The sequence below is a fragment of the Aeromonas encheleia genome (assembly GCF_900637545.1).
Lineage (GTDB): Bacteria > Pseudomonadota > Gammaproteobacteria > Enterobacterales > Aeromonadaceae > Aeromonas > Aeromonas encheleia.
Genome location: NZ_LR134376.1, coordinates 1,265,940 through 1,284,986, shown reverse-complemented (window position 1 = coordinate 1,284,986; position 19,047 = coordinate 1,265,940). Strand labels below are relative to the sequence as shown.

Genomic DNA, 19,047 nt, shown 5'->3' with positions numbered 1-19,047 from the left:
ACCATGACGAGCCGAGACAGGGGATTAGTCGGCATTGTCGCGCAGGAAATTGCGCAGCAGCTGATCGATGCGCCCCGACAAGGCCAGATCGATGCTGGAGAGACTGGTAGCCAGTTGCAGATCGCCGGGGGAGAGGGTGGGGTCGCTCTGCAACCGCCAGCCGCGCTTGGCGCACTCCTCCACCCCGAACGCCTGCTCGACCCTGGCCACATCGTCCGGGTGCAGCAGCAGGGTGACGCCCTGCTCGGCGGCGGGCAGCAGGGCCAGCCCCTGCTTGAGCGCCTCCAGCAGCAGCCGGGGGGAGGTCTCGGCCTCGTGGCGGATGAGGGCGCGGGCCAGCTGCTGCACCAGGGCGATGAGCTGTTGCTCCACCGCCTGATCCTGCTCGCTAAGCGGGTTGGCGAGGCGATCGGCCAGCGTCTGCCAGTGGGCAATCTGCTGCTCCACCTGCTCGCGCCCCATGGCCAGCCCCTCCTCCCTGCCCTGCTCCAGGCCAGCCTGATGGCCTTGCTGCAAGCCTTCCAGCTTGCCCTCCTCCAGCCCCTTGGCAAAACCGGCCTCCCGGCCATCGGCCATGCCCTCTTCCCAGGCAGCCTGGCGGATCGCCTCCAGCTCTTCCGCCGTGATGCTGGGGGTTGGCTCCTCCTCCGGCTCGGGGGCGGGGGCCTCGGCCTCCTGCTCCTGCCGGTACCAATCCGGGCTGAGCCCCAGGGCATTGCGCTCGACCTCGGAGATCACCTCCATCTCGGGCCAGCCCCAGGTCTGCACCTGGCTCTCGTCCGTCTCGGGTCTGACGTAACCCCGTTGCTTGTTGTTATTCATGCTCTAGAGGCGCTCCTGGCCAAGGCTGACATCATCACGCTGTTGCTGATCCATGGCTTAGAGGAACTCCTCGCCACCGCCGGCACCCAGCATGATCTCGCCCGCATCCGCCAGACGGCGGGCGGTGGAGAGGATCTCCTTCTGGGCGGCTTCGACCTCGGAGACTCGGATTGGCCCCATGGCCTCCAGATCGTCCGCCAGCATCTCGGCGGCCCGCTTGGACATGTTCTTGAATACCTTCTCGCGCATCTGATCGTCCGAGCCCTTGAGGGCCCGTTGCAGCAGATCCCCCGGCACTTCCCGCAGCAGGGTCTGGATGCCGCGATCGTCCACATCGATGAGGTTCTCGAACACGAACATCAAGTCCTGGATCTGCTGGCTCATCTCCTCGTCCGACTCGCGGATGGAGTCCATCAGCTGGCCTTCGATGTTGGTATCCAGGTAGTTCATGATGTTGGCGGCGGCCTTGAGGCCACCCATCTTGGCGGCCTGAGCCCCGGCCGCACCGGCGAACTGCTTCTCCATGATGTCGTTCAGTTCCTGCAGCGCCGCAGGTTGCACCTCTTCCAGGTTGGCGATGCGCATCACCAGATCCAGCCGCACCTGCTCCGGGAACTGGCTCAGGATCTCGGCGGACTGCTCCGGCTCCAGATAGGAGAGGACTATAGTCTGGATCTGCGGGTGTTCGTTCTGGATGATGCTGGCCACCTGGCGCGCATCCATCCACTTGAGGGAGTCGAGGCCGCGGGCCCCCGATCCCAGGATGATCTGATCCACCAAGTTGCTGGCCTTGTCTTCGCCGAGCGCCGCCACCAGGGCCTTGCGCACGAAGTCTTCGCTGCCGATGCCGATGTTGGTGTATTTCTGGATGTCGTCGATAAATTGACGATGCACCGCCGCCACCCGATCGTGACTGAAGTCCGACATGGAGGCCATCGACATGCCGAGCCGCTGCACCTGCTTGGGCTCCAGATGGCGGAAGATCTGGGCGGCATCCTCTTCGTTGAGGCTCAGCATCAACACGGCCGCCATCTCCATCCCGGCCATCTGGTCCAGGATCTGGCGCTGCACGTCGGTAATGTCGTTACCGGTGACTTGATTCTTCTTGTCTTCAGGCATCTCTGTTCGTTACCCATTCTTTAATGACCTGAGCGGCCAGATCCGGTTCATTCGCCACCAGCGCACGCACCGCCTTGAGCAAGTCTTCATCCCGGTGCAGATCCGGCAGCTTCAGGTGACCGTCGCGCACCCCGAACACGGGTTCGGCCTCGGCTTGCGCCGCCAGCAGACTGAGTTCGTCATCCCCACCCAGCACTGTGTGGTTGTCGAAGTCCAGCTCCCCTTCCGGTCTCGCATCCGGGTAGAGCAGGCGCTTGAGCATGGGCCGCACCACGGTGACGATCAGCACTATGATGACCAGCACGGAGGCGGCGATGCGCACCGCGCGCCAGAACCAGGGCTGCTCGTAGAGCGGCATGTCGGCCACGGCTTCCAGCTCGGGGCGGTTGAACGGGATGGCGACCACCTCCAGGGTGTCCCCCCGGGTCACGTCGAAGCCGAGGCCACCGCTGAGCAGCCGGCGCAGGGTGTCGATCTCGGCCTGGCTGCGGGCCTCCCGGGTGACGGCTCCGTCGGCGCCGGGGATGGCCTTGTAATCCACCGCCACCGACACCGTCATGCGGCGAATGCCGCCCTGCTGGCGCCGGATGTGACTGACAGTGGTGTCCAGTTCGAAGTTGCGGGTCGCCTCCTTGCGGGAGCGGCCACTCGCCGCGCTCGCGTCGGCATCGGCGCCGGTCGCCTGCTGGGGAATGCTGGAGGCGGCCGGTGGCTGGTTGGAGAGCGCGCCAGGCACACCGCCATTGCCGCCGTTGGCGCTGTTCTCCTCGACGGTCATCTCGGAGCGCACGGCCGGCAAGTCCGGGTTGTAGGTCTTGCGGGTCTGCTCCTGCTGGGAGAAGTCGAGGGAGAGATCCACCTCCGCCGTGTAGTTGTCGGCCCCCAATACCGGGATCAGGATGGCGTCAATTTTTTGTTTGTACTCCAGCTCCTGCTTCTGCTGCATCGCAAACTCTTTGCGGGTCTGGGCCGAGAGCGGATCCTGGGAGCCGGAGTTGAGCAGGCGCCCGTTCTGATCGGTGACGGTGACGCGGGTCGGCTCCAGACCGTGCACGGCGGAGGCCACCATGTCGACGATGGAGTCCACTTCCCCCTGACCGAGGGCGCTGCCTCTCAGGCTCAGCACCACGGTGGCGCTGGGTTTGCGCTCGTTGCGGGCGAACACGTTGTCCTTGGGAATGGCCAGCAGCACCTGGGCCTTGGCCACGTTCTGGAACTGTTCGATGGCGCTGGCCAGCTGGCGCTCGCGGCTGAGCTTGAGGCGCTCGTTCTCCATGCGCTGGCTGACGCCGAAGCTGGAGTCCTTGAGCAGGATGGACTCGCCATCGTTGCTGACATCATTGTTGCCGGCCAGACCGGCACGGGTCAGGCCCAGCCGGATGTCCGCATATTTCTCGGCGCTGACCAACACGCTCTTGCCCTCGACCTGATAGGGGATCTTCTGTTGATCCAGATAGTCGAGGGTGGAGACCAGCTCCTGGGTGCTGAAGGTGCCGAGCGGACGCATCTCCGGCTCCTTGCCCCACAACAGGATGAAGACGGCGATGGCCAGACAGATGGTCAGCCCCAGGATCAGGGTGATCTGCCGCAGCACGTCGGTGTTGGACAGGAAGCCCAGCGCCGAGCTCTTCTGCTCGTGCTCATCGAGGGCTGCCGCCCCGTCGTTGTTGATCAGCAGATCGCCGTTTTGATCAGTAGCCACGGTTTATGTCCTTATTGCTGACATGTTCATGATGCTCAGTCGCCATGGGTTTCTTATACCGGCATGTTCATGATGGTCTTGTAGGCATCGACCATCTTGTTACGCACCTGCACCGTCGCCTCGAAGGCGATGGAGGATTTCTGCCCGGCGATCATCACCTCGGACAGGTCCACCGACTTGTCACCCATGTCGAAGCGGGTGCGCAGATCGTTGGCGCCACCCTGCAGCTCGTTGACGTTGTTGAGGGCCTGTTGCAGCATCTGGCCAAAATCCGAATTGACCTGACGACCGGGCTGGCTCAGCGGCGTGGCGCCGGCTTCGACCTTGAGCGCCTGCATCTCTTGCATCAGGCTGCTTGCACTTATTTCCATCTTCATCCCCAGACAAATCATTGACGCTGACAGGCTGTAAGCAATTAGGGTGCCAATGAAGACGGATCCTGCGACCAGCGATGGCGACTGGTCATCATTCAGACGAAACCAGCCCGCTGAGGGGCCGGGGCTGGCGCGGTGAAAAAGGAAGGGAACGGTGCGCATCGGGTCGCCTTTTCGGGCCTAGCCCCCGGCAGCCGGTAACGATGGCACCCGGATGCGGCATAAAAAATGGCCCGCATCGAGCGGGCCACGATAACAACAGATCCTGACGCTTACTGGGTCAGATCCTCGTCGATCCAGTATTTGGATCCGGTGATGCTGACGCCGTACATCAGACCCTGCTCGCCAAGCTGGTAGATGGCCATGCCGCCGTTGTAGCCGCCATCGAGCGATGCGCTCTCCTTGCCTGCCACGACGCCCGCCTCCGAGGTCGCCTCCCAGCCCTTGTTCACGAAGTTGTCAAAGGTCTGCTTGGTCTCGAACAACATCACCTGCTGATAGAACTTGCCGCCGAAGCCGGCCGCCATGCCCGCCCCGAACATCTTCATGTAAGTGTGCTTGCCGCTCGCGCGGTTGACCGCCACCCCGGATCCCTGGTTGGTGTGTATCATCAGGGAGAACTTGCGCGAGTCGAACACCGCATAGCCATAGGCCTTGTCAAACAACAGCTTGGCCGAGGGTTGCTCGTTGAACAGCCGTACCAGCGCGGTGTCGGCCATGGTATCCAGCGCGGTGCGCGCCTCGGTCGGCGTCTTGGGCTCCAGCATGGTATCGAGCTTCTTGTCTGCCGCGGTCAGCCACTCCTTGCCGGTGGCCGCGCTCTCCTTCGTCCAGGCCCCCGTCTTGTTGTAGGCATCGGCCCCCCAGGTGGAGACCGACTCCCAGGTCGCCTTGGAGAAGTCGGTAATGCCCGCCCACGCCTCCTTGCCGGTCTCGCTCACCGCGGTCCCCAGATCGGAGGCGGCTTCCTTCAGCTTCGCCCAGTCGGCATGGCTTGGGGTAGAGGCCAGCACCAGGGTGGCGACAACTATCCAGGATTGGGTCTTCATAATATGTTCCTTATCATCTCTCATCGGCTGAGGGCCACCTTAGCAGATAGTTCGCGCTCATACAGCTCCTCACCACCGAGGTGCAAGGGTAGTCCACCGCCATCAGCGCAGACGCTTGCCGCTCGCATCCACCACTTGCTCACCATCCTCCTTGGCGAAGGCCCCTTTTTGCTGATCGGGCAAAATATCGAGCACCAGTTCCGACGGGCGGCACAGTTTGGTGCCAAGCGGTGTCACGACTATGGGGCGGTTGATCAGGATAGGGTGGGCCAGCATGGCATCGATCAGTTCATCATCGCTGAAGCGATCTTCCGCCAGAGCGAGCGCCTCGTAGGGGGGCACGTTCTTGCGCAGCAGATCGCGCACCGGCATCCCCATGGCGGCGATCAGCACCACCAGTTGGTCGCGGGAGGGGGGGGTCTCCAGATAGTGGATCACGGAGGGCTCGACGCCGCTGTTGCGAATAAGCTCGAGGGTGTTGCGGGAGGTACCACATTCCGGGTTGTGATAGATGGTGATTGCACTCATTTTGCGTGTCTCTCATGGCTTAAGTGAATAAAAAAGTGGATAGCAAACCTTAGTGGCGCAGTCCCGCCTCGTACCAGGGTTTGCTGGCGTTGACCACGCGCACCACCAGCAGCATGACCGGCACCTCGATCAGCACCCCGACCACGGTGGCGAGCGCCGCACCTGAGTGAAAGCCGAACAGGCTGATGGCGGCGGCCACCGCCAGTTCGAAGAAATTCGATGCCCCGATCAGCGCGGAGGGACCGGCCACCGAGTGCTTCTCCCCCACCTTGCGGTTGAGCCAGTAGGCGAGCCCCGAGTTGAACAGTACCTGGATCAGGATAGGCACCGCCAGCAGGGCAATCACCAGCGGCTGCTCGATGATGGCGTTGCCCTGAAAGGCAAACAGCAGCACCAGAGTGAGCAGGAGAGCGGCCACCGACCAGGGCTGGATGCGGGCCATGACACCATCGAAACTGGCCTGCCCCTTTTGCAGCAAGACCTTGCGTAGCAGCTGGGCAATCACGACCGGGATGACGATATAGAGCCCCACAGAGGTGAGCAGGGTATCCCAGGGCACGATAATGCTGGAGACCCCGAGCAGCAGCGCCACCAGCGGGGCGAAGGCGAACACCATGATGAGGTCGTTCACCGCCACCTGCGACAGGGTGAAGTAGGGATCGCCGTTGGTGAGGCGACTCCAGACAAACACCATGGCGGTGCAGGGGGCGGCTGCCAGCAGGATCAGCCCCGCCACATAGCTGTCCAGCTGATCCGCCGGCAGCCAGTCGGCAAACAGCACGCGGATAAACAGCCAGCCGAGGAAGGCCATGGAGAAGGGCTTGACCAGCCAGTTGATGAAGAGGGTGACCCCAATCCCCTTGAGGTGACCCTTCACCTGATGCAGGGCGCCAAAGTCGATCTTGAGCAGCATGGGGATGATCATCACCCAGATGAGCAGCCCCACCGGCAGGTTGACCTTGGCCACCTCCATGGCACCGATCGCCTTGAACAGATCCGGCAAGCCCTGGCCCAGTCCAATGCCCACCAGAATGCAGAGGGCGACCCAGGCGGTGAGATAACGTTCAAAAAAGCCGATGGCAGGGACTGCCTTGGCATCACAGGTTGCAGACATAAAAGCTCCCGATGCGGCGTAATCCCGCATCTCCTATTTGTTCAACAAAAGGTTAAAAACAAGGGTTCATAACAAGTTGACGGCATATTCAAGCCGCCCCGGCAACGCACCGGGGCGGCGACTCAATGGTGCTGACAGAGGCGGCGCAGGGCGTCCGGCCCCACCGGCTCCTCGGCGAGCAGCGGCACCACGGCATGGCGGCTGGCGTGCAACTGTTCGACCGCCTCGATATGGGGCCGTTGGCGCTCGGCCCGCAGTTGCAGCAGCGGCGAGCTGACCGCGGCTTGCTGCAAACTGTGGTTGATGAGCCAGCCCCAGGGCTCGATACCGGCGCGGCGCAAGTCGGCCTGCAGGTTGGCCGCCTCCTGCACCGGCGTGGGCTCGGGCAGGGTGACGATCAGCACCTTGGTCTGTTTTGGGTCCTGCAACTGCATCATGGGGGTGGTGAAGTGCAGCCCCTTGCTGCCCATCTGGCGGGCAATCTCTCTGTGGTAGGCGCCGGTGGCATCGAGCAGCAGCAGGGTGTGGCCGGTGGGGGCGGTATCCATCACCACGAAGCGCTTGCCCGCCTCGCGGATGATGCGCGAGAAGGCCTGAAACACGGCGATCTCCTCGGTACAGGGGGAGCGCAGATCCTCCTCCAGCAACGCCCGCCCCTGCTCATCCAGCGCCGCCCCCTTGGTGGCCAGCACCTGGGCGCGGTAACGTTCGGTCTCGGCGTGGGGGTCGATGCGGCTCACCTCGAGATGAGGCAGGCTACCTGCCAGCGTCTCGCCCAGGTGAGCGGCGGGATCCGAGGTGGTGAGATGCACCGGCAGGCCGCGACTCGCCAGCTCCACCGCCACGGCGGCCGCCAAGGTGGTCTTGCCCACTCCGCCCTTGCCCATCAGCATGATGAGGCCGTGGCCATCGGCGGCCAGCTCGTCCACCAGCGTCCCCAGATCGGGTTGGGTCACACTGTCATGGGGCTGGGCAACGGATGCCTGGCTCCCTGCGGATGCACAGGGTTGCAGCAACTGACGCAGGCTCTCAACGCCCACCAGATTGGTGGCAAGCAGCGGGATCGGATCCTGCGCCAGGGCCCTGAGGGCCAGCGGCATGGTAGAGAGGGCCTGCTGCTCGCGCTGCCAGAGGGCCTGGGCCAGAGCGTCACCGGCGATGGCAGACTCGGGGAAGAGGCCATTGATGACAAGCTGCTGATTCATGAGCCCGATGGCGGCCAGCTCCTCGTGGGTGCGGGCTACTTCGCGCAGGGTCGAGTGCTGCGCGCGGGCAACCAGCACCAGCCGGGTGTGGGCAGCATCGGCCAGCGCGGCGACCGCCTCGGCATACTGGCTGCGCTGTTTTTCCAGCCCCGCCAGCGGGCCAAGGCAGGAGGCATCCCCCTTGCCCTGCTCCAGAAATTCGCTCCAGGCCCCCGGCAGTTGCAGCAGGCGTATGGTGTGGCCGGTGGGCGCTGTATCGAACACTATATGGTCATACTCGGCCAGCAGCGCCGGATCGGTCAGCAGGGCGGTGAACTCGTCAAAGGCGGCAATCTCTGTGGTGCAGGCGCCGGAGAGCTGCTCCTCTATGCTGCGCACCACGCTCTCGGGCAACTTGCCGCGCACAGGCCCGACGATCCGCTCCCGATAGGCCCTGGCCGCCGCGGGGGGATCTATCTCCAGCGCCGACAATCCCGGCACAGCCGCGATGGCGGTAACGCGATTGCCGATGGTGGTGGCAAACACCTGCCCCACGTTGGAGGCGGGATCCGTGCTCACCAGCAGCACCCGCTTGCCGGCATCGCACAGTGCCACGGCACTGGCGCAGGCCAGCGAGGTCTTGCCCACCCCGCCCTTGCCGGTGAAGAAGAGAAAGGGGGGCGGATCGGTCAGAAACTGAAACATGACGAACTCCTGTCGACAGAGTGGCGAGCCCGGCAGGGCTATCTGGGTTGACGCAGGGGATCAGCAGCAACCGCTGCCGGAGTAGCAATCACCCTTGACGATCCCCTTGATGGCCGCCTGCGGCGCGGGCAGACCCGCATAGCGGGCCAGCTCGCTGCGGCTCGGATAGCGGCCGGTCAGCACTACCTGCCCTTCCACCAGCACCAGCGGCAGCCCCTCCTCCCCGGCGTGGGTCAGAAAGACGCTGACGGCCGGCGTCTCGGCAAACTGCATCGGCTGCTGCGCCAGATTGAAGCGCTCGATGACAACCCCCTGCTCCTTGGCCCAGGCCACATCGGCGGCAAAGGTGACCAGCGCCTGCTCGACCTGGGTACCGCAGACACCGCTGGAGCAGCAGAGAGCGGGATCAAAAATCTGAATGGCTGACATGGCATTACTCCTTGTTGCAGCAGGGCTGCGCGGGCAGAACATGGGGAGAGCAGGCGGACTCGGCGCGCATCATGCCGCACGCCTCGGGGTGGCCGGCGCAGCACTCCTCGGTGAGATAACCGATCAGGTCCAGCATCAGGGGAATGTTGGCGCGGTAGCGCAGAAAACGCCCCTCCTGCGCCACCGACAGCAGGCCGGCATTGAGCATGGCCTTGAGGTGAAACGACAGGGTATTGGGGGCGATGTCGAGCTCGCTTGACAGCTCCCCTGCCACCCGCCCCTCCAGCCCCGCCTTCACCAGCAGCCGCCACACATCCAGCCGAATGCCGGAAGAGAGCGATTCGAAGACCCTGGTGGCTGTCTCTTTGTTCATGCCGTTCATGTTCATCCCCTTGCAACACTCATAATTTCAACTATACAAGAACTATTGAAATGATCAAGACCACTCCTCCGCAGGAGCCGCTGTCCGCGATCAGGCGTGCGGCGTCGCCGGATGAGCACCATTGACGCAGCACTCTTCCTGCAGGAACTGGATGATCCCCTCCAGCACCCCGTATTGCGAGACGCAGTAGAGGGTACGGCTCTCCCGCATCTGCACCACCAACCCCACCGACACCAGCGCCGCGACATGGTGGCTCAGGGTCGAGGCCGGGATCCCAAGCTGCTTTTGCAACTCGCCCACCGGTAATCCCTGCTCACCCGCCTTGACCAGGTGCTTGAAGATAAACAGGCGGGTGGGATGACCCAGCTCCTTCAACGCCTTGGCAACCTCTTCCAACTGCATCACGCATCACTCCGGCTCGACAGATATTTCGACAATACCAGAAATATCTTGATCACTTCTATATTTCGAATATTTTAGAAATATAGTTTTAATGACGAGAAGAGGAAAATTGCGATGAACGATTGGTTTGCCATGCTGACGCAGTCCGCCTGGATGTTTCTGTTGCTGGCCGTCGAGCTGTCGGCGCTGTTTCTGGTGATCAGTGCTGGTGTCAGCCTGATACGCCAGAGGCTCCCCGACGAGAAGATCCAGGCCATGCTGGGGGCACGAAGAGGCAGGGGCTATCTGATTTCGGCGGCGCTGGGGGCGCTGACCCCTTTCTGCAGTTGCTCGACCATCCCCATGTTGCGCGGACTCTTGTCAGCCAAAGCCGGTTTTGGGCCAACCCTGACCTTCTTGTTTGTCTCGCCGCTGCTCAATCCGATCATCGTCGGTCTGATGTGGGCCACCTTCGGTTGGCAGGTGACGCTGCTGTATGCCGTCATCGCAGCCGGTGTCTCAGTGCTCGCGAGCATGCTGCTGGACAACCTGGGGTTCGAACGCCACGTCATAGACCCCAAATATGCCAAGCAAGGGGGCTGTGCCACGAATGGCGGCGCCTCAACCCCTGAGTCAGCCGGTATGAAGGCCGCCGCTTGCGGTGCGAGCAGCTCCATCAAGTCACTCAAACCGGTCAACACGACACCATACTGCTGCGCCCCGCAACCAGAGGCAGCCGCGAGCATCTCCTGCGGCGCCGACGGCACTGCGGCCCTGACTCAGGCGCCGGTGATCCCCACGGCATTCGCCAAGGCGCGCTCCGATGCCTGGCTGCAATTCAAAGAGGTCCTGCCCTACCTGCTGCTGGGAGTGCTGATAGGGTCATTTATCTACGGCTTTATCCCTGCCGAGTGGATAGCCGCCCATGCCGGGGCCGACAATCCCCTGGCCATTCCGTTCAGTGCGGTCGTGGGCATTCCGCTCTATATCCGGGCCGAGGCGGTGATCCCTCTTGCGTCGGTATTACTGGACAAAGGCATGGCCATGGGCGCCGTCATGTCCCTCATCATTGGCAGTGCGGGCGCCAGCCTGACCGAGGTGATCCTGCTCAAGTCGATATTCCGAACCCCTATGATCCTGGCATTTCTGACCATGATCCTGAGCATGGCCATACTGATGGGATGCCTCACTCAGTGGTTACTCCCCTTCTGAGACGTGCCATTCCTGAACAAGCGGGGCCTATGGCCCCGCTTTCTGCCGGTGGATATACCCAGCCCTGCTCTCCCGGGTTGGCTGATGCCAGTCTGGCGTCGCCATGGAACGCCTCATCGGATCGCAGTGCACCCCGTGGCCATGCCAGCCCCTGTGCCTGTCGCAGCCATCAGCCCTGAGGCCCTTGCCCGCCGTCCAGCGTGCCCGGCAGGCAAAAGCGGCCCCTTCATATTCCCGCCCCCGATGAGTGGCCGGATCCTCTCACTCGAACGCCAGTACGCCGACCACCACAAAGATTGTTCCGCTCCGTTTCACCAGCTGTATAGTTTTTGGTTAGCCATTCCGGTAAAATCCGCGCCCTTATAAGAGAGCCACCTAAGAGTGATTGAGCGATGTCCAACATAAAACAGGCCCCCAAAGTAGGATTCGTCTCCTTGGGTTGCCCCAAAAACCTGGTCGATTCCGAGCGCATCCTGACCCAGCTGCGTACCGAAGGGTACGACGTGGTGCCCAGCTATGACGATGCGGAACTGGTAGTGGTCAACACCTGCGGTTTCATCGACAGCGCGGTACAGGAGTCTCTGGAAGCCATCGGCGAGGCCCTCGCCGAGAACGGCAAGGTGATAGTCACCGGTTGCCTCGGCGCCAAAGAGAACCAGATCCGCGAGATCCACCCCAAGGTGCTCGAGATCACCGGCCCCCACGCCTACGAAGAGGTGCTGGGTCACGTCCACAAATACGTGGCCAAGCCGGATCACAACCCCTTCACCAGCCTGGTGCCGGCCCACGGCGTCAAGCTGACCCCCCGTCACTACGCCTACCTCAAGATCTCCGAAGGCTGCAACCACCGCTGCACCTTCTGCATCATCCCCTCCATGCGCGGGGATCTGGTGAGCCGCCCCATCGGCGAGGTGCTGGCCGAGGCCAAGCGCCTGAAAGAAGCCGGCGTGAAGGAGATCCTGGTGATCTCCCAGGACACCTCCGCCTACGGTGTGGACGTCAAGCACCGCACCGGTTTCTACGACGGCATGCCGGTCAAGACCAGCATGGTGGCCCTGTGCGAGGAGCTGGCCAAGCTCGACATCTGGGTACGCCTGCACTACGTCTATCCGTACCCGCACGTGGATGACGTCATCCCGCTGATGCGCGATGGCAAGGTGCTGCCCTACCTCGACATCCCGCTGCAGCATGCCAGCCCGCGCATCCTGAAGCTGATGAAGCGCCCCGGCACCGTCGAGCGCACCCTGGAGCGCATCCAGAAGTGGCGCGAGATCTGCCCCGAGATCACCCTGCGTTCCACCTTCATCGTCGGCTTCCCCGGCGAGACCGAAGAAGAGTTCCAGATGCTGCTGGACTTCATCGACAAGGCGGAGCTGGACCGGGTCGGCTGCTTCAAATACAGCCCGGTGGAAGGCGCCAAGGCCAACGAGCTGCCGGATCCGGTAGCGGAAGACGTTCAGGAAGAGCGTTTCCAGCGCTTCATGGAGCTGCAACAGCGGGTCTCCATCCGCAAGCTGGCCCGCAAGGTCGGCCAGGAGATGCTGGTGCTGATCGACGAGGTGGACGAAGAGGGTGCCACCGGCCGCTCCTTCGCCGATGCCCCCGAGATCGACGGCCTGGTCTATCTGAACGGCGAGACCGGCCTCAAGCCCGGCGACCTGGTCAAGGTCCGCATCGATGAGGCGGACGAATACGATCTGTGGGCCAGCCTGGTAGGCTAAGCCCTGCCACAGCCAGGATGCCGGCCATGCCGGTGCCCACGAGAAGCCAGTCGGCGCACGCCGACTGGCTTTTTTTATGCCTGTTATTTCTGGCGCCATAACCAAGAAACAGGAGCATGGCGCCGGCAGGATCCGGAGCCAAGCCAGCGGCGGCTGCGCTCTTTTCCTCCCCTGCCGGCACAAGCTTCGCCTCGGTGAGCCCGATCACGTCCTCGACCGAATACCCGCCTCTTGTTTCAAGTACAAAAAAAAGCCAGCCGCCAGGATAAAAATCGAGCACGATCCAGTTCACAGTATCGTCTTCGAACTGTCATAAAGGGTGACTTGGTGTTTCCTGAGAATTAATGTAACTATATAATTTTAAAGGTTTAAAAATATAAATTGACGATAATGACGAGGCGGCTCGAGTTTTTACGATATCGACGAAATGAAGAGTTGTTGTTTTCCTGTTAATTCTGCTTTTCTAAGGGCGTTGGATGACACAACTACAAGGGTGCAAAACCTGACCAACATAGAGGGCCGATATCCAAGCATGCGATCTCGGCGCTCCATTCCAAACATGGAAGACCAATAAGAAAGGACAAAATATGCTTGCCAAAGTATCCAAAATCGCTACCTCAGTCATGCTGGGGACCCTGATGCTCGCCGGTGCCGCCGGCACCGCCATGGCCGCCGAGAACAAGACGGTGCTGACCCTGGTCGCGCAACAGGAAACCGCATGGGTTAAAAACTTCAACCCCTTCCTGCAGGCCGGTCTGCTGCACACCACCCGTCACTTCATCTATGAGCCGCTGGTGATCTTCAACGATATGCAGGGTGGCAAACCCGTCTATCGTCTGGCCACCAACTACGCCTTCAGCGATGACTTGAAGTCGGTCACCTTCGATCTGCGCGACGGGGTCAAATGGTCCGATGGTGAAGCCTTCACCGCCGACGACGTCATCTTCTCCTTCAACCTGGTCAAGGCCAACAAGGCGCTGGATGAGCGCTCCATCTGGACTCAGATCAAGAGCATCGAGAAGCTGGGTGAACACAAGATCAAGTTCGACCTGACCGAGGTCAACACCAACGTGGTGAACGACATCGTGCTGGTGCCCATAGTGCCCGAGCACCAGTGGAAGTCCGTCAAGGATCCGGTGGCCTTCACCAACGACAAGCCGGTCGGTACAGGCCCCTTCACCGAGGTGGACAACTTCTCCGCCCAGCTCTACACCCAGTGCCGCAACCCGCACTACTGGGACAACGCCAACCTCGCCATCGACTGCATCCGCATGCCGCAGATGGCCACCAACGACCAGGTACTGGCCGCGGTGATGAAGGGTGACGTGGACTGGTTCGGTTCCTTCGTGCCGGACATCGAGCGCCTCTACGTCGGCAACGATCCGAAGAACAACAAGTACTGGTTCCCCGCCTCCGGCACAGTGGCGTTCAACGTCAACTTCCAGAGCAAGAACCCGGGCAACCACGAAGCCTTCAACGACATCAACTTCCGCCGCGCCTTCTCCATGGCGATGGACCGCCAGTCCATGGTGGACATCGCGGGCTACGGCTACCCGACCGTCAACGAATACCCGTCTGGTCTGGGCAAGGCGTTCGCCTCCTGGGACAACCCGGATGTCGAGAAGAAATACGGCCAGTTCAACAAGTTCGACCTGGAAGGTGCCAAGGCACTGCTGAAACAGGCCGGCTACAAGGACTGTGACGGCGACAAGTTCCTCGACACCCCGAGCTGCAAGAAGATCGAGTTCAAGGTGCTGGTACCAAACGGCTGGACCGACTGGGTCAACACAGTCCAGATCGGGGTCGAAGGCCTGCAGGCGCTCGGCCTGAACGCCAAGACCTCCACCCCGGAAGCCACCGTCTGGACCGAGAACCTGATCACCGGTGACTTCGACGTCGCCCTGCAGGGTTACTTTGCCGGTGCCAACCCGCACAAGTACTTCGAGACCGCCTTCCACTCCCGCAACATGGGTGAGCGCGGCAACCGCTTCGCGGCGCCACGCTACAAGGATCCGGCCCTCGACAAGCTGATCGATGACTTCACCCAGACCGCCGATGCGGCCAAGCAGAAGGAGATCATGTTCGCCATCCAGGAGCGGGTCGGCGCCAACCAGACCATCATCCCGGTGTTCAACAACCCGACCTGGTACGAATACAGCACCAAGCGCTTCAATGGCTGGTTCAGTGCCGACAACCCGGTCGCCAAGCCGCAGCTCCACCCGGATACCCCGGAGCGTCTGCTGCACGTGTTGTCACTCAAGCCAAACAGCTAACCACCTCGGCCCCCTGCGGGGGGCCCTCTTCCCCGCCATGTCTTCCATCCCCCGTATCGCTCGGGGTTGGGGGAGCTTTGCCCGGCGCGGGGCAGGCTTGCAGTAAAAGGTATCACCATGGGATTTATACTGAGACGTTTCTCCTTCTATCTGGTCGCCTTCCTGGTGGCCGCCACCATCAACTTCCTGCTACCCAGAGCCATGCCAGGGGATCCCGTCTCCGTCATGTTTGCTCGGGCCGGCGCCATGATGGAACCCGCCGCCCTGGAAGCCCTCAAAGCCACCTTCGGGTTCGTTGACGGCCCTATCAGCACCCAGTTTCTCGCCTATGTGAAGAGCGTCTTCACCTGGGATCTCGGCACCTCGGTGCGTTATTACCCACAACCGGTCGCCGACGTGCTCGGTCGCGCCATCGGCTGGACCCTGTTCCTGGTGGGCACCTCCACCATCATCAGCTTCTCCATCGGTTCCATCGTCGGCATCTTCGCCGCCTGGTATCGGGGGGGACGCATGGACAGCATCCTCTCGCCGCTCACTCTGGTGATGCAGGCCATACCGCCGGTGGTGGTCTCCCTGCTCGCCCTGTTCCTGTTCGGGGTCAGCCTCGGCTGGTTACCCATCGGCTACGCCTACAGCCCGGAGATCAAGGCCGACTTCGGCTGGGAGCACATCAAGAGCATCATGCTGCACGCCATCATGCCGGTCGGCACCCTGGCCCTGGTGCAGATCGGCGGCTTCCTCATCACCATGCGCAACAACATGATCAACCTGCTGGGGGAGGACTACATCACCATGGCCAAGGCCAAGGGACTCTCCAACAACAGGGTCATCTTCAACTACGGCGCCCGCAACGCCGTGCTGCCCAGCGTCACCGCGCTCTCCATGGCGCTCGGCTTCGTCATCGGCGGCTCCCTCATCACCGAGGTCATCTTCAACTACCCGGGTCTGGGGCTGACGCTCTATCAGGGCATACTGGCGCGCGACTACCCGCTGATCCAGGGGCAGCTGCTCATCATGACCATCACCATGCTCAGTTTTAACTTCCTGGCCGACATGCTCTACGTCTTCCTGGATCCCCGTCTGCGTACAGGAGGCAAATAAGATGCGCATGCCGACCATCCTCAAGATCCTGCTGGGCAACAAGAAAGCCGCCTTCGGTCTCGCCATCGTGGTCACCTTCGTGCTGATGGCGCTGTTTGCCCCGCTGCTCGCCAGCAACGAGCCGACCAAGCGGGTCGCCCGCCCCCACCAGCCCCCCAGCATGGAGCTGGTGATGGGCTCCAACCGCATGGGCCACGATCTCTGGTCCCAGTTCACCCATGGCGCCCGCATCTCGCTGCTGGTGGGCTTCGGGGCCGGCCTGCTGGTCTGTGCCCTGGCCATCAGCATCGGCATCACCGCCGGTTACTTCGGCGGCGTGATCGACGAGTGCCTCACCTTCCTGATGAACGTCATGCTGGTGATCCCGGGGCTACCGCTACTGCTGGTACTGGCGAGCTTCATCGGGGAGGCCTCCCCCATGGTGATAGCCCTCATCATAGGGCTCACCTCCTGGGCCTATGGCGCCCGCGTCATCCGCGCCCAGACCCTGGCGCTGCGGGAAAAAGAGTTCGTCATCGCCGCCGAGGTACTGGGGGAGCCGGCCTGGCGCATCATCCTGGTGGAGATACTGCCTAACCTCATCTCCATCATAGGGGTGAGCTTCATCGGCTCCATCATCTACGCCATCGTCACCGAGGCGACCCTGGAGTTCCTGGGGCTCGGCGATCCGACCGTGGTCAGCTGGGGCATCATGCTCTACAACGCCCAGACCTCGAGCGCCATCCTGGTGGGCGCCTGGTGGGAGATCCTGGCCCCCTGCTTCGCCATCGCCATCCTGGGCGCCGGCCTCGCCATGCTCAACTTCGCCATCGACGAGATAGCCAACCCGCAGCTGCGTTCCCACAAGGGCCTCCGTCGCTGGAAGAAACTGGCCGCCCCCGTTCCCGTCACCGCCGCTCAGGAGAAGACAGCATGAGCCCGCAACAACCCCTGCTGTCGGTACGCAAGCTCTGCGTCGACTACATCACCGAGAGCGGCGACGTGCGCGCCGTCAACTCGGTCAGCTTTGACATCATGCCGGGGGAGGTATTCGGCCTCGCCGGCGAGTCCGGCTGTGGCAAGTCCACGGTCGCCTTCTCGGTGGCCCGGCTGCACAAACCGCCCGCCTACATCAGCGGCGGCGAGATCCTGTTCAAGGGGGAGAATATCCTCGGCTTCGACGACGCGCGGCTGCGCAGCTACCGCTGGCGCCAGGCGAGCGTGGTGTTCCAGTCCGCCATGAATGCCTTGAACCCGGTGCTGCGCATGGAGGAGCAGTTCTGCGACGTGCTGATCGCCCACAATCCCGGGCTGACCCGCTACGAGGCCATCAAGCGCGCCCAGGAGTTGCTGGAGATAGTCGACATTCACCCGAGCCGGCTGCGGGACTACCCGCACCAGTTCTCCGGCGGCATGCGCCAGCGGCTGGTGATCGCCATCGCCATGGCGCTCAACCCCGAGCTGCTGATCATGGATGAGCCCACCACGGCGCTGGACGTGGTGGTGCAGCGGGAGATCCTGCAGAAAGTCTATGCCCTGAAGGCGAAGTACAACTTCTCCATCCTGTTCATCACCCACGATCTCTCGCTGATGGTCGAGTTCTGCGATCGCATCGGCATCATGTATGCCGGTGAGCTGGTGGAGGTGGCACCGGCCAAGGCGATCCTGACCGCGCCGCTGCACCCCTACACCAGGGGGCTCGGCAACTCCTTCCCGCCCCTGCACGGCCCGAAAACCGTGCTGGAGGGGATCCCCGGCACCCCGCTCAACCTGCTGGAGGTGCCGGTAGGTTGCCGCTTCCAGGCCCGCTGCGGCAAGGTCCATGAGCGCTGCCGCCAGGAGTACACCGCCCTCGCCGAGATCCGGCCGGGACAACAGACCGCCTGCCACCTCTATGGCATGGCAGAGGAACAACAGGATCTTCCGATCTACCTGGACAAGGCCGCTGGCTGTTAAGGATGTCTGTCATGCAAATCGCCCCAACCGACGCGCCCATCATCGAGGTCCAGCATCTCTACAAGGACTTCTCCGTCAACTCCAACGCCATCAAGAGCGGCAAGATGCGGGCGCTCTCCGACATCACCTTCAACCTGCACCGGGGCCGCGCCCTGGCGGTGGTGGGGGAGTCTGGCTCCGGCAAGAGCACCATCGCCAAGATCATCGCCAAGATGTACAAGCTCTCCAGCGGCCGCATCCTCTACCGCGGCCGGGATCTGGAGGAGTTCAACAAGGGCACCGCCCTGCTCGACTATCGCCAGAGCGTGCAGATGGTGTGGCAGGATCCCTTCGGTTCGCTCAACCCGACCCACACCATCTACCACCACATCGCCCGCCCCCTGCTGCTGCACAGCAAGGTGATCGACAAGAAAGATCTGCCGGACATGGTCCATGCCCTGCTGGAGAAGGTGGGGCTGACCCCGGCCAAGGCCACCGCCGCCAAGTATCCGCACCAGCTCTCCGGCGGCCAGCGCCAGCGGGTCAATATCGCCCGCAACCTGGCGGTGGAGGCGGAAGTGGTGCTGGCGGACGAGCCCACCTCCATGCTCGACGTCTCCATTCGCATCGGCATCCTCAACCTGATGGAGCAGATGAAGAACGAGCTCGGCGTCTCCATGCTCTACATCACCCACGACATCGCCACCGCCCGCTATGTGGCGGAGGATCTGGCGGTGATGTACGTGGGCCACATGGTGGAGTGGGGCGAGGTGGACGAGATCCTGCACCACCCGCAGCACCCCTACACCCAGCTGCTCATCTCGGCGGTGCCGGATCCGGAGAAGAGCATCCACGCCGAGCTGGAGGGGGGCCGCAAGGGGGAGATCCCGCTGTGGACGCCCCAATCCTACGGCTGTCCCTTCGCCGGACGCTGCAACCAGGCCATGCCGCGCTGCAAGGAGAACCTGCCCCCGGTGACCAGGCTCGCCGACAACCACTTCGTGCGCTGCTACCTGCACGAGTGAGCCGGGCGGCAT

At 62.6% G+C, this 19,047-nt stretch carries 19 protein-coding genes; 7 read left to right on the top strand and 12 right to left on the bottom strand.

Annotation, left to right across the window (positions count from 1 at the left end):
- Positions 1–24: 24 nt before the first annotated feature.
- From fliH to EL255_RS06075, 11 genes are all read right to left on the bottom strand, one after another.
- Entirely contained in the window at positions 25–822 is a 798-nt protein-coding gene (gene fliH / locus EL255_RS06125) for a flagellar assembly protein FliH (RefSeq protein ID WP_042652606.1), read from the bottom strand.
- Between the two features lie 57 nt (positions 823–879).
- On the bottom strand, positions 880–1,941 hold the full coding sequence (fliG, locus tag EL255_RS06120; RefSeq protein WP_042652607.1) for a flagellar motor switch protein FliG: 1,062 nt from the start codon (positions 1,939–1,941) through the stop codon (positions 880–882).
- Positions 1,934–3,643 carry a flagellar basal-body MS-ring/collar protein FliF gene (gene fliF, locus EL255_RS06115; RefSeq protein WP_042652608.1) on the bottom strand — a complete coding sequence of 570 codons (1,710 nt, stop codon included), beginning with the start codon at positions 3,641–3,643 and terminating at the stop codon, positions 1,934–1,936. The genes fliG and fliF overlap by 8 nt, the downstream gene beginning before the upstream one ends.
- 53 nt (positions 3,644–3,696) lie before the next feature.
- A complete protein-coding gene (gene fliE, locus EL255_RS06110; protein WP_042652845.1) occupies positions 3,697–4,014 on the bottom strand; it encodes a flagellar hook-basal body complex protein FliE in 318 nt (105 codons plus the stop codon).
- Between the two features lie 275 nt (positions 4,015–4,289).
- Complete coding sequence (locus EL255_RS06105) at positions 4,290–5,066, bottom strand: lipid-binding SYLF domain-containing protein (RefSeq protein WP_042652609.1); 777 nt, start codon at positions 5,064–5,066, stop codon at positions 4,290–4,292.
- Positions 5,067–5,168: 102 nt separating this feature from the next.
- Positions 5,169–5,594, bottom strand: a complete 426-nt coding sequence (gene arsC / locus EL255_RS06100; protein WP_042652610.1) for a glutaredoxin-dependent arsenate reductase — start codon at positions 5,592–5,594, stop codon at positions 5,169–5,171.
- Between the two features lie 49 nt (positions 5,595–5,643).
- Positions 5,644–6,708, bottom strand: coding sequence for an ACR3 family arsenite efflux transporter (arsB, locus tag EL255_RS06095; RefSeq protein ID WP_042652611.1), 1,065 nt, complete (start codon positions 6,706–6,708; stop codon positions 5,644–5,646).
- Positions 6,709–6,830: 122 nt separating this feature from the next.
- Complete coding sequence (gene arsA, locus EL255_RS06090) at positions 6,831–8,597, bottom strand: arsenical pump-driving ATPase (RefSeq protein WP_042652612.1); 1,767 nt, start codon at positions 8,595–8,597, stop codon at positions 6,831–6,833.
- A 60-nt stretch (positions 8,598–8,657) separates the two neighbouring features.
- Entirely contained in the window at positions 8,658–9,026 is a 369-nt protein-coding gene (gene arsD, locus EL255_RS06085; RefSeq protein ID WP_042652613.1) for an arsenite efflux transporter metallochaperone ArsD, read from the bottom strand.
- 4 nt (positions 9,027–9,030) lie between these two features.
- On the bottom strand, positions 9,031–9,399 hold the full coding sequence (locus EL255_RS06080) for an ArsR/SmtB family transcription factor (protein ID WP_042652846.1): 369 nt from the start codon (positions 9,397–9,399) through the stop codon (positions 9,031–9,033).
- A 99-nt stretch (positions 9,400–9,498) separates the two neighbouring features.
- The gene (locus EL255_RS06075; protein ID WP_033131092.1) at positions 9,499–9,810 is read right to left on the bottom strand and encodes an ArsR/SmtB family transcription factor; all 312 of its coding nucleotides are present in this window, start codon (positions 9,808–9,810) and stop codon (positions 9,499–9,501) included.
- A 114-nt stretch (positions 9,811–9,924) separates the two neighbouring features.
- On the opposite strand from EL255_RS06075, the gene EL255_RS06070 reads away from it, so the two are divergent.
- Both EL255_RS06070 and rimO read left to right on the top strand, forming a co-directional pair.
- Complete coding sequence (locus EL255_RS06070; protein ID WP_042652614.1) at positions 9,925–11,001, top strand: permease; 1,077 nt, start codon at positions 9,925–9,927, stop codon at positions 10,999–11,001.
- A gap of 392 nt (positions 11,002–11,393) precedes the next feature.
- Positions 11,394–12,722 carry a 30S ribosomal protein S12 methylthiotransferase RimO gene (gene rimO / locus EL255_RS06065; RefSeq protein WP_042652615.1) on the top strand — a complete coding sequence of 443 codons (1,329 nt, stop codon included), beginning with the start codon at positions 11,394–11,396 and terminating at the stop codon, positions 12,720–12,722.
- Here rimO and EL255_RS06060 read toward each other — a convergent pair.
- Complete coding sequence (locus tag EL255_RS06060; protein ID WP_126623282.1) at positions 12,664–13,014, bottom strand: hypothetical protein; 351 nt, start codon at positions 13,012–13,014, stop codon at positions 12,664–12,666. The two genes, rimO and EL255_RS06060, sit on opposite strands and share 59 nt — an antisense overlap.
- A gap of 295 nt (positions 13,015–13,309) precedes the next feature.
- Here EL255_RS06060 and EL255_RS06055 point away from each other — a divergent pair, with 295 nt between their 5' ends.
- The 5 genes from EL255_RS06055 to EL255_RS06035 all read left to right on the top strand — a co-directional run bounded on the left by EL255_RS06055 (position 13,310) and on the right by EL255_RS06035 (position 19,035).
- Entirely contained in the window at positions 13,310–14,995 is a 1,686-nt protein-coding gene (locus tag EL255_RS06055) for an ABC transporter substrate-binding protein (RefSeq protein WP_042652617.1), read from the top strand.
- Positions 14,996–15,112: 117 nt separating this feature from the next.
- Positions 15,113–16,096 (top strand): ABC transporter permease, encoded by a 984-nt coding sequence (locus tag EL255_RS06050; RefSeq protein WP_042652618.1) that lies wholly within the window; start codon positions 15,113–15,115, stop codon positions 16,094–16,096.
- A gap of 1 nt (position 16,097) precedes the next feature.
- A complete protein-coding gene (locus EL255_RS06045) occupies positions 16,098–17,012 on the top strand; it encodes an ABC transporter permease (RefSeq protein WP_052445689.1) in 915 nt (304 codons plus the stop codon).
- Positions 17,009–18,031: an ABC transporter ATP-binding protein gene (locus EL255_RS06040; protein WP_042652619.1), complete on the top strand. Its 1,023-nt coding sequence runs from the start codon at positions 17,009–17,011 to the stop codon at positions 18,029–18,031. Before EL255_RS06045 ends, EL255_RS06040 begins: the two co-directional genes overlap by 4 nt.
- 11 nt (positions 18,032–18,042) lie before the next feature.
- Positions 18,043–19,035: an ABC transporter ATP-binding protein gene (locus EL255_RS06035; RefSeq protein ID WP_042652620.1), complete on the top strand. Its 993-nt coding sequence runs from the start codon at positions 18,043–18,045 to the stop codon at positions 19,033–19,035.
- Positions 19,036–19,047 lie beyond the last annotated feature (12 nt).

Coding starts and splice junctions, on each gene's coding strand:
- fliG (WP_042652607.1), bottom strand. CDS start 1,941: ATGCCTGAAGACAAGAAGAATCAAGTCACCGGTAACGACATTACCGAC.
- EL255_RS06050 (WP_042652618.1), top strand. CDS start 15,113: ATGGGATTTATACTGAGACGTTTCTCCTTCTATCTGGTCGCCTTCCTG.
- EL255_RS06055 (WP_042652617.1), top strand. CDS start 13,310: ATGCTTGCCAAAGTATCCAAAATCGCTACCTCAGTCATGCTGGGGACC.
- arsC (WP_042652610.1), bottom strand. CDS start 5,594: ATGAGTGCAATCACCATCTATCACAACCCGGAATGTGGTACCTCCCGC.
- EL255_RS06040 (WP_042652619.1), top strand. CDS start 17,009: ATGAGCCCGCAACAACCCCTGCTGTCGGTACGCAAGCTCTGCGTCGAC.
- EL255_RS06105 (WP_042652609.1), bottom strand. CDS start 5,066: ATGAAGACCCAATCCTGGATAGTTGTCGCCACCCTGGTGCTGGCCTCT.
- arsD (WP_042652613.1), bottom strand. CDS start 9,026: ATGTCAGCCATTCAGATTTTTGATCCCGCTCTCTGCTGCTCCAGCGGT.
- EL255_RS06045 (WP_052445689.1), top strand. CDS start 16,098: ATGCGCATGCCGACCATCCTCAAGATCCTGCTGGGCAACAAGAAAGCC.
- fliE (WP_042652845.1), bottom strand. CDS start 4,014: ATGGAAATAAGTGCAAGCAGCCTGATGCAAGAGATGCAGGCGCTCAAG.
- EL255_RS06075 (WP_033131092.1), bottom strand. CDS start 9,810: ATGCAGTTGGAAGAGGTTGCCAAGGCGTTGAAGGAGCTGGGTCATCCC.
- EL255_RS06035 (WP_042652620.1), top strand. CDS start 18,043: ATGCAAATCGCCCCAACCGACGCGCCCATCATCGAGGTCCAGCATCTC.
- fliH (WP_042652606.1), bottom strand. CDS start 822: ATGAATAACAACAAGCAACGGGGTTACGTCAGACCCGAGACGGACGAG.
- arsA (WP_042652612.1), bottom strand. CDS start 8,597: ATGTTTCAGTTTCTGACCGATCCGCCCCCCTTTCTCTTCTTCACCGGC.
- rimO (WP_042652615.1), top strand. CDS start 11,394: ATGTCCAACATAAAACAGGCCCCCAAAGTAGGATTCGTCTCCTTGGGT.
- EL255_RS06080 (WP_042652846.1), bottom strand. CDS start 9,399: ATGAACAAAGAGACAGCCACCAGGGTCTTCGAATCGCTCTCTTCCGGC.
- EL255_RS06070 (WP_042652614.1), top strand. CDS start 9,925: ATGAACGATTGGTTTGCCATGCTGACGCAGTCCGCCTGGATGTTTCTG.
- arsB (WP_042652611.1), bottom strand. CDS start 6,708: ATGTCTGCAACCTGTGATGCCAAGGCAGTCCCTGCCATCGGCTTTTTT.